This is a genomic window from Clostridium sp. UBA4395 (assembly GCF_002390995.1).
GTDB lineage: Bacteria > Bacillota > Clostridia > Clostridiales > Clostridiaceae > Clostridium_J > Clostridium_J sulfidigenes.
Genome location: NZ_DGRF01000077.1, coordinates 94,028 through 108,823, shown reverse-complemented (window position 1 = coordinate 108,823; position 14,796 = coordinate 94,028). Strand labels below are relative to the sequence as shown.

General features: G+C 31.8%; 13 protein-coding genes and 1 other RNA gene. 3 read left to right on the top strand and 11 right to left on the bottom strand.

Features of this window, described 5'->3' with window-relative positions; translation table 11 throughout:
* The first annotated feature begins 223 nt into the window (after nucleotides 1–223).
* Entirely contained in the window at nucleotides 224–490 is a 267-nt protein-coding gene (locus B2694_RS14330) for a DUF1294 domain-containing protein (RefSeq protein WP_346870997.1), read from the top strand.
* Nucleotides 491–702: 212 nt separating this feature from the next.
* Here B2694_RS14330 and B2694_RS14325 read toward each other — a convergent pair whose 3' ends face one another.
* From B2694_RS14325 to B2694_RS14285, 9 genes are all read right to left on the bottom strand, one after another.
* The gene (locus B2694_RS14325; protein ID WP_346886322.1) at nucleotides 703–1,212 is read right to left on the bottom strand and encodes a flavin reductase family protein; all 510 of its coding nucleotides are present in this window, start codon (nucleotides 1,210–1,212) and stop codon (nucleotides 703–705) included.
* A 29-nt stretch (nucleotides 1,213–1,241) separates the two neighbouring features.
* Nucleotides 1,242–2,396 carry an ornithine racemase Orr gene (orr, locus tag B2694_RS14320; protein WP_346886321.1) on the bottom strand — a complete coding sequence of 385 codons (1,155 nt, stop codon included), beginning with the start codon at nucleotides 2,394–2,396 and terminating at the stop codon, nucleotides 1,242–1,244.
* Between the two features lie 45 nt (nucleotides 2,397–2,441).
* Nucleotides 2,442–3,770, bottom strand: a complete 1,329-nt coding sequence (locus tag B2694_RS14315; RefSeq protein WP_346886320.1) for a GlmL-related ornithine degradation protein — start codon at nucleotides 3,768–3,770, stop codon at nucleotides 2,442–2,444.
* 167 nt (nucleotides 3,771–3,937) lie between these two features.
* On the bottom strand, nucleotides 3,938–6,118 hold the full coding sequence (gene oraE / locus B2694_RS14310; RefSeq protein ID WP_346886319.1) for a D-ornithine 4,5-aminomutase subunit OraE: 2,181 nt from the start codon (nucleotides 6,116–6,118) through the stop codon (nucleotides 3,938–3,940).
* On the bottom strand, nucleotides 6,118–6,480 hold the full coding sequence (locus B2694_RS14305) for an ornithine aminomutase subunit alpha (RefSeq protein ID WP_346886318.1): 363 nt from the start codon (nucleotides 6,478–6,480) through the stop codon (nucleotides 6,118–6,120). The genes oraE and B2694_RS14305 overlap by 1 nt, the downstream gene beginning before the upstream one ends.
* Nucleotides 6,481–6,551: 71 nt before the next feature.
* The gene (gene ortB, locus B2694_RS14300; RefSeq protein WP_346886317.1) at nucleotides 6,552–7,964 is read right to left on the bottom strand and encodes a 2-amino-4-oxopentanoate thiolase subunit OrtB; all 1,413 of its coding nucleotides are present in this window, start codon (nucleotides 7,962–7,964) and stop codon (nucleotides 6,552–6,554) included.
* A 24-nt stretch (nucleotides 7,965–7,988) separates the two neighbouring features.
* Entirely contained in the window at nucleotides 7,989–8,285 is a 297-nt protein-coding gene (gene ortA / locus B2694_RS14295; RefSeq protein WP_346886316.1) for a 2-amino-4-oxopentanoate thiolase subunit OrtA, read from the bottom strand.
* A gap of 37 nt (nucleotides 8,286–8,322) precedes the next feature.
* Nucleotides 8,323–9,369 (bottom strand): 2,4-diaminopentanoate dehydrogenase, encoded by a 1,047-nt coding sequence (gene ord / locus B2694_RS14290; protein WP_346886315.1) that lies wholly within the window; start codon nucleotides 9,367–9,369, stop codon nucleotides 8,323–8,325.
* A gap of 333 nt (nucleotides 9,370–9,702) precedes the next feature.
* Nucleotides 9,703–11,061: a sigma-54 interaction domain-containing protein gene (locus B2694_RS14285; RefSeq protein ID WP_346886314.1), complete on the bottom strand. Its 1,359-nt coding sequence runs from the start codon at nucleotides 11,059–11,061 to the stop codon at nucleotides 9,703–9,705.
* 236 nt (nucleotides 11,062–11,297) lie between these two features.
* Between B2694_RS14285 and B2694_RS14280 the strand changes: the two genes are divergently transcribed.
* Together B2694_RS14280 and B2694_RS14275 are read left to right on the top strand one after the other, a co-directional pair.
* Nucleotides 11,298–12,065 (top strand): threonine/serine exporter family protein, encoded by a 768-nt coding sequence (locus B2694_RS14280; RefSeq protein WP_346886313.1) that lies wholly within the window; start codon nucleotides 11,298–11,300, stop codon nucleotides 12,063–12,065.
* A gap of 1 nt (nucleotide 12,066) precedes the next feature.
* Nucleotides 12,067–12,528, top strand: coding sequence for a threonine/serine exporter family protein (locus B2694_RS14275; protein ID WP_346886312.1), 462 nt, complete (start codon nucleotides 12,067–12,069; stop codon nucleotides 12,526–12,528).
* A 152-nt stretch (nucleotides 12,529–12,680) separates the two neighbouring features.
* On the opposite strand, the gene ssrS is transcribed toward B2694_RS14275, so the two are convergent.
* A non-coding RNA gene (gene ssrS / locus B2694_RS14270) (6S RNA) lies at nucleotides 12,681–12,860 on the bottom strand.
* 141 nt (nucleotides 12,861–13,001) lie between these two features.
* The gene (gene aspS / locus B2694_RS14265) at nucleotides 13,002–14,786 is read right to left on the bottom strand and encodes an aspartate--tRNA ligase (protein WP_346886311.1); all 1,785 of its coding nucleotides are present in this window, start codon (nucleotides 14,784–14,786) and stop codon (nucleotides 13,002–13,004) included.
* Nucleotides 14,787–14,796 lie beyond the last annotated feature (10 nt).

The window sequence follows — 14,796 nt, the reverse complement described above, 5'->3', positions numbered from 1 at the left end:
AATGAGCCTTTCATGCACATTTTGTATATTAGAATAACTACCTAACTCTAAAAAATATTTTCTTCTCAAACGATTAGTTGTATTTTATTATTAAATTGAACAATGGGTGAGAGTTTTTTACATTGTACTTTTAACTAATACAACTCATTAAATTAAATATATCCTTATTGCTTTTTATTTTTATATAATATAAATTAAATATATAAATACTTTAGGAGGTCTTATGTTTAATAATTTTATTTTATATTTAATTGTAATAAACCTAATTGGATTTTTTATAATGTTGATAGATAAAAGGAAGGCTATAAAAAGACAATGGAGAGTTAGTGAAAAAGCTCTTATATGTATATCTATAATAGGAGGTTCCATTGGTATGTTAGCTGGTATGAGCACTTTTAGACATAAAACTAAGCATAAAAAATTCACTATTGGTATTCCTCTTATCCTTGTTATACAAATAGCTATATTAACTTATTTTAGCAGTTTATAATTATAGAAACGGCTTCTTAATCCTTGAGCTTTCAGTGTGTTTTCTCTGGTATTATATGGTAAAACCCTAAAGCCCGCATGAATAGAACAAATAGTTAACTAGTTATATAGTTTTATAGCTTCATAGTTAACTATTTTTATAGTTCCATATAAAAATAGCTTCCTATACAAATATTTATATAGGAAGCCATTAATTCAATTTAAAATACAATTCTATAGTTTATAGCAAGCTTCTACCTCACCTGCATATAACACATGATAGTCTTCTGCTGGATAGCTTGAACTCTTTATTTCATCAGATAAAAATTCTGGATTCATTTCTTGTTTATAAACTATTTTACATTCATAAGTCAATACATTAGATTTTTCTATTATTGGAGTATCTACAGTTTTAGCTGGAATTAGTTTCAAATCACATTCCTTAAATTTATCATAATCTCTTCCTGATTTAGTACCACAGAATTTAATTTCCTCCTTTAAGCTATCATCAAGAGGAATTGTTACAGTAAAGTTATCAGCTTTTTCTATAATAGAAAAGGTATGTCTATGCTTTCTCACTAGTACTGTAAATATAGGTTTTCCCCATTGGAAGCCAACATTTCCCCAACCTATTGTCATAGTATTAACTTCATCTCCAGCCTTTACAGTTAAAAAGGCACCTTTTTCATGCAGATTCCTTATTGCTACATTTAAGTCTTCAGTAAATAATTTAAAATCAACCATTTAAATCTCTCCTTAAAATTATTTTTTATTTACATTATACACTTATTTATATAGGAGGAGGTCATTGAAGATAATAATGCTCCATAATCTACATCAAAAGAAATTATATCACCAACTTTGTAGTCTGCTTCACTTTCCGTTACATCTAATAAAAGATGATCACTACTGCCACCTAATATTCTTATTTTTTCATCTCTAGGAGTTATTCCATCAATTTTTACGTCTTGTCTTCCCATTGAAATTATAGCTCTTTTTATTGTTCCTCTATCCTGAAAGGTTGGAACCTCTCCAAAGGCATCCATACCAATATTTCCTATTGGTACAGATGGCTTATCCTTAATTTCTATAATTTCACCTTTTAAGGTAAACACATCTTTAAACATTCCTGGAATATCTCTTCCATAAGCAGTTTCTCTTCCTAAAACCACTGATTCCCCAAGTCTTAAATTATTAATTCCTTCTGGAATAGTTTTATTCATTACCATATACAAACTACTAGAATTTCCTCCTGATACTATAGGTATCTTAATATTTAATTCTTCTTCTATAGTGTTTTTTATTTTAAGCAACCTTCCTAAATTTACTTCATCGGGTATTACTCCTCCATAGCAAGTTAAATTTGTTCCTATCCCCATAAGCTTTATATTAAGCAATTTAATAATTTTCCTGGACATTTCTAGTACATCTTTCTCTAAAACACCTTCCCTTAAATCTCCTAAATCTACCATTAAAATTATTTTATGAGTTTTCTTAGCTCTTATAGCTTCCTTTGATAATGCCTTAATTGTATCTATCTCTGAATTAAGGGAAATATCACTATACATGATTACTTCTCTTACTTCACTAAGAGCTGGAATTCTAAGAAGTAACTTTTCACAATTTAAATTTGCTATCTTTTTTAAATTTGCCACTCTTGAATCTCCTATGGTTTTTACCCCTGCATCTAAAACCCCTTGAACTATATCTGGGTGTGAACAAAATACCTTAGTTACTACAGCTACATCTATCATCTTTCCATTACACATATTTAATAAAAATTTAGTATTATAGGTTAATTTATTTAAATCAATTTCAATTCTAGGATATCTATCCTTTACTTCTTCTTTCCATAACTCTTGTTCAAGGACAGTATTATAAGTTAAATTTTCTTGATTTAATTCTACTTCTGAATAACATTTTTCCATTCTCTAACTCTCCTCTTTTACAGAAACTAAAAATCTAATTTGTTATTATAGATTTAAACTAGCTTTAAGCAATTCTATTGCAGCTTCCTTATTTTCTCTACTTAAAACTCCAGCACAGGCCATGATATACATATTATCTAGGAGTACCTTTGCCTCTTTTGTGGGACGCATGGTAATGTCTCCCTTAACATCCTTTATACTCTCCAGCATTTCCTCGCCTTTACCTAACCTAGTTAGAGCACCTCCTGTACCTATGATATATTTAACCATTGATAAATCCTTTCCATAGGCACTAAACTTTCTTCCTGAATTGTATACTCTTTTAATTTGCCCTACATGTCTATCTATGGCAGTGTTTACAGCCTTTTGAGCAAGGACCCTACTCCAATATTTCTCTTCTTCTGTAGTTGGAATAGGCTTAATGAAACTACTTATACTATCCTTAGTTCTTCCTTCTAACTCGTGATGTTGTAAAAGCTCTAATACATTTTCTCTATTTACATATACCCCTAAATCACCTTCTACGGTACGCTTTGCTTTTGGTTCTGGAGTCACTAATATATCTAAAATTTCCACACTACCTTCTGTTACGGAATGAACATCTGTAGTAGCTCCTCCTACATCCACCACTATTACATCACCTATTATTTCATAGAGTAACTTTGTAGCTTCCATTACAGCTCCAGGAGTTGGCATTATAGCTCCATCCACCATTTCCTTAATTTTATCCATGCCACCTGCTTTAACAATATTTAATTCAAAAGCATCTTGAATTATTCCTCTAGCAGGCTCCACATTTAATTCATCTACCCTAGGATATACATTATCTATTACATAAAGCTCTCTACCTTCAAATATCTCTTTTATTTCCTCTTGGTTAGCTATATTACCACAATAAACCACAGGGATATTCAGCTCAGCATCTCTTATAATCTCAGCATTATCTAAGGCAGTTTCCCTCTCTCCATAGTCTGTACCACCTGCAATCATTATAAGATTAGGATTTATTTCTTTTATTTTTTTAATATCCGTTCTTCTAAGCCTACCTGCTGTTACCATTTTTATAATTCCGCCTGCACCTAGGGCTGCTTCCTTTGCAGCTTTAACTGTCATATCTTGTACTAATCCATGAACAGTTATTTTTAAGCCTCCTGCGGCGCTACTAGTACCTATCATTCTGTCATATTCAATGGATTCTCCTAGCTGCTTCTCCATTTCATTAATTGCATTTCTAAGTCCAATAGTTACATCACCTTGTAAAACAGAAGTAAAGGCCTTACCTTGTCCTACAACCTCAACTCCTTTTTTAAAATTAAAGGCTGTTACTACAGTGGTTGTACTTCCGATTTCCGCTATTAAATATTCAACTCTCATAGCTTCCCTCCTAGTTTAAAGGGGATACCTCAAAATTTTACTAAGCATTAATCTATCCTTAAGGTAAACTTAGTTTAATTATTTGAGACACCCCCAGTACTTTATATAAATATCATATATTTTATTATTATTTAATATAGTTTATCTAATAATAAATCTTCAAATTATTATTGTTCTTTTTTAATTAAGGTTTCAATGATAAAGGAAGCAACATTATTTCCATGAGTTCCTCTACCAAAGCCAGCATCCATACCATGAGCTACAGCAATTTCATTAGTTACTTGAGTTCCTCCACAAGCTATTATGAATTTGTCTCTCACACCTTTTTCTATGCATAGATTATGAATCTTTTGCATGTTCTTTGTGTGTACATCATTGTGAGTGATAATAGTACTCATTATTATAGCTTGAGCCTTTGTCTCAATAGCTGCATCTATTAACTTTTCTACTGGACAAGAAGTTCCAAGATATACTACATCTATACCATATCTTTCAATACCACCATGCTTAATATCTATAATTTCTCTTAGACCAACAGAGTGTTCATCTTCTCCAACAGTAGCAGCTACCACTCTAATAGGATTATTCTTAACGTAATCTCTCATTACATCATCTGGTAAAAGCTCTTGCTTTTCTGGAATCTTAAGTTCATCTTTTTTAATTGCAAAGCTTACTCTACCTTTGATTTCTACTAAAGTACCTTCTGCATCTTGCATAACCTGTTTATGAATAACTTCTACGTCAGTTAAATTCATTCTTCTTCCTATTTCAAGGGCTGCAGCCTCTGCTATATTTTCCTCTTCAGTTAGGAATAATGTTGTAGATACATAGCCATCATTCTTCCACTCTACTTCTGGAATTATAGTTCCTTCCTCTTTACTATTTTTAGCCATTCTTACATTAACATTATCTTCTTCATCAAGTTCATCTATATAAACTATTTTGCTATGATTACATAATGTACATTCATCTATTGCATCACATGGCTTCTTATATTCTTCTGGAATATTATTATATCCAAAGTGAGCACATACTGGAGCAAAGTATTCTTTATCTCTTGGAACTACTGTATCAACAGCAATACCTCCATCTATCTTTCTTGCAATACCATCACTATTTCTTTCTGGATATTCTCCTGAATCTACAAAGAATCCATCTTCTACAGCTTTGAAGTATCCACCATTTTCAATCATTTCCTCTAGGAATAATACTGCTCTTTCCTTAAGTTCTCTAACCTTCTCTGGAAGATATCCATCCTTTTTAAGCTCTATCATATCCATTAAGCCATCCATACCAATTAAAGCTTGCTTAGCTGTATTTACAGCATGGATATTATTATAATGCCAAGGTACATTTCTTCCTTCATCAGGAGTGATTGTACTTTGAATATCTGCTGAAGTAAGTTCAGATATTAACAAGTTTAATGAATGGGTTACTGTAGCTTCTCTAGTACAAGATGCCATGTATTTTGTGTTCATCTGTGCTCTCATTTTATAGTTTTTAAATAAGTCTCTAAGTGCTACAGCATAAGGTAAATCATATCTTAAACATGGAGCTGGTGGTGCTGTTGGTGGTACTGTAGATAGTGATATATTGCTTTGTTTCATACCAACCTTCTCAGAGAATTTTGAATTTATAGCATGTTGAACCATAAGTTCAGGCATTACCTTATAACCCTTCATTGCAGTTGCGTTTGCATTATGTGCTCCATCTATTTGTAAAATATCAGCCCATGCCATTATATGTTTTGCTACTGCTGCATCAACGAAGGATCTAACCATATTTATGTTTCTGTAAAGTACATTATATTGAGGATCCTGGTGAGCTCCATTTATTCCTTCCTCTGCAAACATTACAGCAATATCTGGCCCTGCAACCCCTGATACATAGGAGTGGAAATTTATTGGTCTTCCTACTTCTTCCTCTATCATATCAAGAGCTTTTCTTGTAGCTCTAACTTCTTTTCTAGTTATTGGAACTCCTCCAGTTCCTTCTGGACTTCCTTCAATTAAACTATCATAGTGACTTTGTCCTGATGTTCTTATAACCATTATATGATCTGCACCGTGCCAAGCTGCCATTCTCATTCTTCTAATATCATCTTCAAATCTTCCTGAAGCTATTTCTGAAGTTATTACAGCTTTTGGTTGAGGGTCTATATTAGCAAAGCTGGTTGCCGATGGAAGTGCTTTACTATTTTTTAGAGGTTTTGATATCTCCTTATATTCAAACTCTCCCATTGGCTCTTTATATTCTTCTCTCCAATGCCAACCTCTTCTTTTAGGTTCATACTTATCTAAGTCCTTAAGTATTTCTTCTACATCTATTTTCTTATTTATATCTAGCATTATTTATCCCCCCCAAACAAATTAGTTACTTCATTCCAGCCTTTTCCTTCTCCAAGTTCTCTACCAGCTTCTAAATATGGCACACTCTTTAATTTTGCATATTTTAAAACTACATTTCCCATACCTTTTCCAAGAAGTCCTGCTTTTAATCCTTCTTGGACTATACCTTGAGATTCTATACTTGAGAAGCCCATTCTAAGAAGTACTGACCTTTCTATAGAGGATGAGGTATTTCCATATGCTAAATCCACCATTGGATTTACTATTTCTTCTGTCAATTTCCAAAACCTTTCATATAATTCTTCATCACTTAAACTTTCTAAATGTTTTCTTCTTATTTCAAAATCGTCTTCTCTTTTCACTACTTCTCTCCCCCTAATGGTTTTTTATTATTTCACACATTATTTATCTTTACCCTATTTACTTATTAACCCTATTTCACATTAATCCCAAATTCTTTAAGAATATCTATTACTGTTTCTTTTCTAAATTTTGTTTCCTCACATAAGAAATCTAAATCTACCTGTCCCACTTCTTTTTCTTTTAAGAGCTTTACTGTGTTTTTAATTAATGATTTTCTGTAATCATCTAGCTCTTTATTATCTATTTGCAAATAAGATGGATTCTCTGGAAGTATAATATTTTCTCCTGGAACTTCATCCATTGGATTACCTTTAAGCACTTTAATTCCATTTTCCTTTGCAAAGGTTAATTGTGGAACTATATGCTTTCCAGCACCAGTATACTCAGTCTCCTGAACTACTAAAATTGCATCATCCTCCATCTCTTGAGCTATGACAAAGGCCGCTGCTAAAGAAGTATTTCCAGCTGGTCCTCTTTCAAGTCCTTCAAGCTGTGCTAAAAGCTCAGTCATATAGAAAACTTCCCCTTGTGGCAAGGTTACATATCTATCTAAATATCTAAGAGGTCTTGCAGCACTTCTTGGAACATCACTTCTATCTGGCCATACCATGAATGGAATACCAAATCCAGTATGTCCAGTAGTGAAGGATTTTCTATTAAAGGCTTTATCACTTGCCATATGAAGGCCTTGTAAATTTACAGAAGCTCCAATAACTTTTGTATTATTTGCTCCTGCTTTTATAAGCCCTCTTGCAGTACCAGTAACATTTCCACCACCTGCATGGGTAATTACTACTGCTTCTGGATCCTTTCCAAATCTCTCCCTACATTCTGTGGCTATCTCATAACCTAAAGTTTCAACTCCAGCTATTCCATAAGCAGAATATAAAGATGCATTATAAAAACCAGTTTCTTCCAAAGTCTCTAGATAGGTGTAGAATAATTCTGGTCCTACTGTTAATTGTAGAACTTCAGCTCCTAACCATTCACATTTTCTGCCCTTCTCTAAAATTTCTGGTTGTCCTACTTTTTTAGAATCATAACATTCTTGAACTATGGTACATTTTAATCCCTTCATAGCTGCTTGGGATGCTACTGCTGCCCCATAGTTTCCAGAAGTAGCTGATGCTACACCCTTATAGCCTCTTTCCTTAGCATCATACACAGATACAGATGCTCTTCTATCTTTAAAACTTCCAGATGGATTACAGCTTTCATCCTTAACAAATATCCTAGCTGCTTTTCCAGTCTTTGATACCTTTCTTGCCAAGGCTGTAATATTTCTTAATTCTAATAGTGGTGTATTTCCAACTCCCACTTCTCGTTGAATTTTCATAATATCGCTTAGGGAATATCCTATATCTCTCATCATTGCTTCATAATCAAAAGCTATACTTCCCTTTTCATATTTGTCAAAATCCATTCCTACAGACTTAATCATAATTTGATTTTTTCTGCTCATAACCTCTTCATACTTATTCATATCAATCACCTACTTTCTGTATAACTATTTATTGAAAATCATTTCCTTAGCTTGCTTTCCAATATAGGCTATTTCACTTACATAGCTACCAAAATTATGAGAATATGAAGGTTCTACCACCTTAGCTATACCTCTCATAGTTCTTCCAATAGTTGTAGTGATTTCAACTTCATCACCCAGCTCACAATCTGAATTTACGAAACCCCTAACCCACATTTTAAGTGGAGTTTCCTTTGTATCTTCTGGAATTGCTGGCGATCTATCCTCACATTGTAATACTACTGTTTCTATTTCAATAAATGTGTCCTTCTTAATCAACACCTTCACCTCCGAAGTAAATATCTATAATTAAATAAGTTTATCTATCTATGAAATTTCTAAAGTCTCCCATTATAGCCCTTGGTACTGGTAAATCTATCATAGTTTTTAATCCTGGATTTGCATTAATTACATGTGGAATCATATTAACGCACATAGCAATTGTGCCAAGTCCTCCATCAACCTCTGGCTTAATTGACATATTAACTTCTGGTGTACCTTTTATTGTGATGTAATCTCCAGTAAATGTACCTTCCATCTCAGGTTCTATTTGTTGTGGATGAATCATATCTATTTTTACTTCTCCATCAACATATCCTTGCCCTGTCATGTTAACACCTGCTACATCTCCAGCAGCTGCAAAACCATAAGGTGACTTTCTATCTACAGTAGTTACTATTGGAGCCATTTGTTGTTCAAACTTATCAACTTTCCAGCCCATAGAATCAGCTATCATATTTACAGATTCTATAAATCCAACATGTCCTGCTAAACTTCCATCCTTAACTCCTGCATTAAAATCTTCAACCTTCATACCAACTCCTTGTTCTTCCATAACAGCTGGTCCAAATGGTGATAAACTATTTACTCTCTTCGCTTCAACATGAGTTACTTCAGTCATACAACCTGTTAAACATACAACAAGTAAATCCATGATTAATCCTGGATTTATACCTGTTCCAAGAATTGTAACTCCATTTTCTTTTGCAATTCTATTTAACTCTGCAGCTAATTCAGGATTTTTAGCTTGAGGATAAGACATTTCTTCTGCTGTAGAAATAACATTTATTTTCTTTTCAAGTACAGATTTCAACTTTGGAAAAGCATTTTTTGTGAAAGAATCTGTTGCACATAAACAAATATCACAGCATTTTTCTGTTAATACTTCATCTATGTTAGCTTTTATTATTACATCTTCCCTATCTCCTTTTTCTACTCCCAAAACTTGAAAAATACTTTTCCCAGCTCTATCAGGGTGCATATCACAAACCCCTATTATGTCTACACCTTTTTTAGTTAATAGCATTTTTGCCATTCCACTTCCCATAGCTCCAAAGCCCCAAATTGCTACCTTAACATTTTCCATTATAAAATCCCCCTCGTGATTAAATTATTTTTATAAATTCTATATTTTACTAGAGCAATTCCCATGCCAAAGAAAATATAATATTTAGAGAATTTCATAACTTTAAATAGGTTAAATGTATATAATTTCATCACTTTTTAAAATTTACCGCAAAAAAATTTTCTCTATTTACTTATGTTCTATCCACTTAAAAAGCGTATGCAAAATTATTTGCATACGCTTTGCCGAATTTTAGGCATATATGTTTCTAAATCTTTTTAATATTTGATTTATTCTTTTTTATTAACACATTGTTTATATTTTTCATATTCTAATTCCCTAAAAAGTGAGTAACTAAAGTAATTTATATTTTTTAAGTTTATATTGAAGATTTTGCCTTGATATTTTTAATTCCTCTGAAGTTTTTGTTATGTTTTTATTGTTCTTTTTATAGCTTTTTTCTATTATATTTTTTTCAAGACTATCTATATATTCATTTAAAGGGATATCTCCTTTAAATCCCTCTTTTGCAGTTGCTTCTACTACAGAATTAATCTTATTACCAAAGCACTCCTTTGTTAATATTTCTCCATCTTCAACCATATTCATAGCACTTTCTATATTATTCTTAAGTTCTCTTACATTTCCAGGCCAACTATAATTTAAAAATCCCTCCATAATATCTTCACTAATTCCTTTTACATTTCTATATAAAATACCATTATAATAGTTTATAAAAAAATCACATAACTGGCTTATATCTTCTTTACGTTCTCTAAGTGGTGGTATCATTACTTTAATTACACTTAATCTATAATAAAAATCTTTTCTAAGCTTTCCTTCTCTTATAAGTTTGTCTGCTTCCTCATTTATTGTTGCTATAATCCTTACATCTACATCAATAATCTTATTACTTCCTAGTGGTCTTATATATCCATCTTGAAGTACTCTTAATAATTTTGATTGTAAATATGGATCCATAGAATTTATTTCATCAAGTAGAATAGTTCCTCTATGAGCTTCTTCAAAAAGCCCTTTTTTATTTTCTGCTCCTGTAAAACTACCTTTAACTGTTCCAAAGAGCATTCCCTCTAACAGTGCACTTGGTATAGCTGCACAGTTAATAGCTATAAATGGCTTGTCTCTTCTTATTCCTTCATAATGTATACCTTGTGCAAATAATTCCTTACCACATCCAGTTTCTCCATATATAAGTACTGAGGAATTAGATATACTAGCTCTTTTACTTTTTAATATCTCTTCATTTAGTACCTTACTACTTCCTATGATATCATTAAAGGTATAATAATTTTTCTTTGATTTACTTTTATTTTCTAATTGACATATAGTTTCATTTAATTTCTTTATTTGTGTCATATCTCTAGCTATCTCAATTACTGCTTCAACTTTTCCATCTACCATTACTGGAATAGTAGAGTTTACACTTGTTATTATCTTTCCTGCTCCATTACTATAGTTTTGTATAGTATCCCTATAGGTGTGTCCACTTTTTAAACTTCCTAATATAGTTGAATGTTCTATATCCCTAAGATACTCTTGAATTTCCTTTCCCATTACATCTTCACTTTTCATACCTTCTATGTTTTCCATGGCATGATTATAATAGATGGTCTTACCTTTACTATCAACTATGTGAATTCCTTCTTTTAAGTTACTAATTAGACTTTCTAATAATATATTTACATTATCCATAAAATCCCCCTTAGCCATCTCTTTAATTGAACCTAAACTTGAAAACAATATCATATTGAAAGTTTTCCTTGATTATTGTAACCTTATAATATTTGCCTATATAATAAATTTAACACAATATTGTAATATAATAAATTTATTATTCTAACAATTATACATTATCTTGTTTTTTGTTCTATAATATCTTTGATGAATGTTAATAATAAGATATTGTAATATAACAAAGGAGTACCATTATGATTACTGATAATATAGTAAACTTGGCTGCAGAGGCCGGAAAAATAATGCTTGAAAATGGTGGTGAAACCTACAGAGTTGAACAAACAATAAATATGATATGTAAGTCTTATGGCATAGATAATGCTGAAAGCTTTGTTTCTCCTACAGCAATAATCACCTCAACTATGGATGAAAACGGTAGGAATAGTACCATAATTAAGAGAATTACTTCTAGAGCCACGGATTTAGAAAAGGTAGCTTTAATTAATAATTTATCTCGACAAATACAAAGTCATCCTTTAACTTTAGATGAGCTTAGAAAAGAATTAAAATATATACGCAGCTTTCCAAAATATTCTAACAGTGTAAAAACATTTTTTGCTGGAGTAACTACTGGTACATTTACCTTACTTTTTGGTGGCAGCCTTAGTGACTTCATTATAGCCTTTGGCGCAGGAGTTTTAATTAATTTATTATCTTCCATGTTATCTCGATTAAGTGTTAATGAATTTTTCATTAATGTGGCAGGTGGTGCTTTAGCAGCTATAATTGGACTTTTCTTTTCTTACATAAATCCTCTATTTCATAAAGATGTGATAATTATTGGTTCAATTATGTTACTTGTTCCAGGCTTAGTTATTACTAACGCTATTCGGGATACTATATCTGGAGATTTACTTTCAGGTCTTTCAAGAACTCTGGAAGCTATTATGATAGCTGGAGCCATTGCTATTGGAGCTGCATTTAGTTTCAAAATATGGATGTTTATTCTAGGAGGAATGTAAAATGTTTTTTCAAGTTATATATGCTTTTATTGTTTCCTTAGGCTTTGGAGTTCTCTTTAATGTAAGGGATAAAAATTTGTTCTTTGCAGCCCTTGGTGGTGCCGTTGGATGGTTTTTTTACAGCCTTACTCTGAACTTATCTGACTCTAACATCTTAGCTATGCTTATAGCATCTATAAGCATCAGTATCTATGCTGAAATCTTCTCTAGAGTTTTAAAAAATCCTGTAACATTATTTTTAGTTTGTTCTCTTATTCCCTTAGTTCCTGGAAGTGGAATGTATTATACAGTTTTTGAAGCAGTTGAAGGTAATGTATTTGATTCCTTAAATAATGGAATCGAAACTCTTTCTTTAGCAGGAGTTATAGCTGTTGGAATTATTTTAGTATCTACCTTGAGTAGATTGATGCAAAAATTAAAAATCAGAAGAGCTCAACGTAAACTAGGAAATGTTGAGGAATAATATTTCCTAGTAGTGCATCTTATAATAATTTTATAAGATGCACTATATTTTATTCCATGGCTAACTTTAATAGAAGCTAAGAACTCTATGTATATAAAGTCTATCTAAAAAGGAGTAAATACAAAGTATTTACTCCTTAATATTAAAACTATTGATACCCACCATGCCGTATTAATGATGTATTTGAACCCTGTCTACCAGGGGTGGAATCGCCTCATTACTTCTGGTACCAACTATAAAATAGTCAGTCAACACTCCATAATGAGAACATCAGCCACAACGTTTAAATGTTGGCTCAACATAAACCATTTCTACGCACACAGCAGAATATTCTTTAGTATTATTATATAGCAATTGTAATTAAATTGCAATTGTAAAATAAATATTAATCAATAAGTATCAATAGTTTTATGAAGTTATTATGTCCATATAACTTTTTATTATTCTCTATAATAATAAAATCTTCTATTAAATTATTTTTCTACTTTACTTACTTCTATTCCTAAGTCAATCAATTGCTTTTTATCAACTACATTAGGTGCTTCACTCATTGGGCAATAAGCATTTTGATTTTTAGGGAAGGTAATTACATCTTTTATGTTATCAGTTCCTGCAAGGAACATAACCATTCTATCTAAACCATATGCAAGTCCGCCATGTGGTGGTGGTCCATATTTGAATGCCTCTAGTAAGAATCCAAATCTTTCCCACGCACTTTCATCAGTAAAGCCTAGAAGATTAAATATTCTTTGTTGAAGGTTTGTATCATGAATTCTTATACTTCCTCCACCAAGTTCTTCTCCATTTAATACTATATCATAAGCCTTAGCACGAGCTCTTCCTGGATCTGTTTCTAGAAGTTCTAAATCTTCATCCATAGGTGCTGTGAATGGATGGTGAAGAGCTACGAATCTCTTCTCTTCTTCGTCATATTCAAACATTGGGAATTCAGTAATCCATACAAAGTTAAATTCTTTGTTTCCTTCTAAGATTCCAAGTTCCTTAGCAAGTTCTAATCTTAAAGCTCCAAGAGATTGAAGTACTACACTATCAACATCTGCAACTATTAAAACTAAATCTCCTACTTCTGCTCCAGCAGCATTTAACAATTTAGACATATCTTCTTCTGAGAAGAATTTAGCTATTGGAGATTTTATTTCGCCTTCTTTATAAGCTATCCAAGCAAGCCCTTTTGCTTTATAAGTTTTAACAAACTCACCTAGTTTATCAATTTTCTTTCTACCCATGTCTGCACAGTTTTTAGCTACAATAGCTCTTACTGATCCACCATTTTCAATGGCTCCTTTAAATACAGCAAAATCTGTACCTCTTATTGCTTCAGTAATATTTTGTATCTCCATACCAAATCTTAAATCTGGCTTGTCACTACCATATTTATTCATAGCTTCTACATAAGGCATTCTCTTTATTGGAAGTTGTACATCTACATCTATAACTTCTTTAAATACTCTTTTTAGAAGACCTTCATTTAAAGCTATAATATCTTCCATTTCAACAAAGCTCATCTCTAAGTCTATTTGTGTAAATTCTGGTTGTCTATTAGCTCTTAAGTCTTCATCTCTAAAACATTTAACTATTTGAAAATATTTATCATATCCAGAAACCATTAATAATTGCTTAAATATTTGTGGAGATTGAGGTAATGCATAAAACATTCCTGGATAATTTCTACTAGGCACTAAGTAATCTCTAGCTCCTTCTGGAGTACTCTTAGTAAGCATTGGTGTTTCCATTTCTAAGAATCCATTTTCATCTAGATAATCTCTTACTACTTTTCCAGCTTTATGTCTAATCATTAATATTTTTTGCATATCTGGTCTTCTAAGATCTAAATATCTATACTTTAATCTTATATTTTCACTAGCATCTAAGTTTTCTTTAATATATATAGGTGGAGTTTCTGATTCTGAAAGTATTTTAATATTCTCTCCTTTAAGCTCTACCATTCCTGTTGGTAAATTTTTATTAGGAGATTCTCTTTTTATAACCTCTCCAGTAACAGCTATGCAGTACTCAGATTTAACTAAATCAGCTTTTTCAAAGGCTTCTTTATTTATTTCTTCACCAAATACAACTTGTAGTAGTCCAGTTCTGTCTCTTAAATCAACAAAAACTAAACTTCCTAAATTTCTTTTTCTTTGGACCCACCCCATAACAGTGATTTTTTCAGAGATATTTGATTCTCTTACTTCACCACACATAATGGTTCTTTTAAGTCCATTAAGTGATTCTCCCATTTAAATTCCT

What these genes read in the sequence shown, in the direction of transcription:
- B2694_RS14330 (WP_346870997.1), top strand. Translation starts at nt 224, where the DNA reads ATGTTTAATAATTTTATTTTATATTTAATTGTAATAAACCTAATTGGA.
- orr (WP_346886321.1), bottom strand. Translation starts at nt 2,396, where the DNA reads ATGGAAAAATGTTATTCAGAAGTAGAATTAAATCAAGAAAATTTAACT.
- B2694_RS14285 (WP_346886314.1), bottom strand. Translation starts at nt 11,061, where the DNA reads ATGGATAATGTAAATATATTATTAGAAAGTCTAATTAGTAACTTAAAA.
- ord (WP_346886315.1), bottom strand. Translation starts at nt 9,369, where the DNA reads ATGGAAAATGTTAAGGTAGCAATTTGGGGCTTTGGAGCTATGGGAAGT.
- B2694_RS14325 (WP_346886322.1), bottom strand. Translation starts at nt 1,212, where the DNA reads ATGGTTGATTTTAAATTATTTACTGAAGACTTAAATGTAGCAATAAGG.
- B2694_RS14275 (WP_346886312.1), top strand. Translation starts at nt 12,067, where the DNA reads ATGTTTTTTCAAGTTATATATGCTTTTATTGTTTCCTTAGGCTTTGGA.
- B2694_RS14315 (WP_346886320.1), bottom strand. Translation starts at nt 3,770, where the DNA reads ATGAGAGTTGAATATTTAATAGCGGAAATCGGAAGTACAACCACTGTA.
- ortB (WP_346886317.1), bottom strand. Translation starts at nt 7,964, where the DNA reads ATGAATAAGTATGAAGAGGTTATGAGCAGAAAAAATCAAATTATGATT.
- oraE (WP_346886319.1), bottom strand. Translation starts at nt 6,118, where the DNA reads ATGCTAGATATAAATAAGAAAATAGATGTAGAAGAAATACTTAAGGAC.
- B2694_RS14280 (WP_346886313.1), top strand. Translation starts at nt 11,298, where the DNA reads ATGATTACTGATAATATAGTAAACTTGGCTGCAGAGGCCGGAAAAATA.
- aspS (WP_346886311.1), bottom strand. Translation starts at nt 14,786, where the DNA reads ATGGGAGAATCACTTAATGGACTTAAAAGAACCATTATGTGTGGTGAA.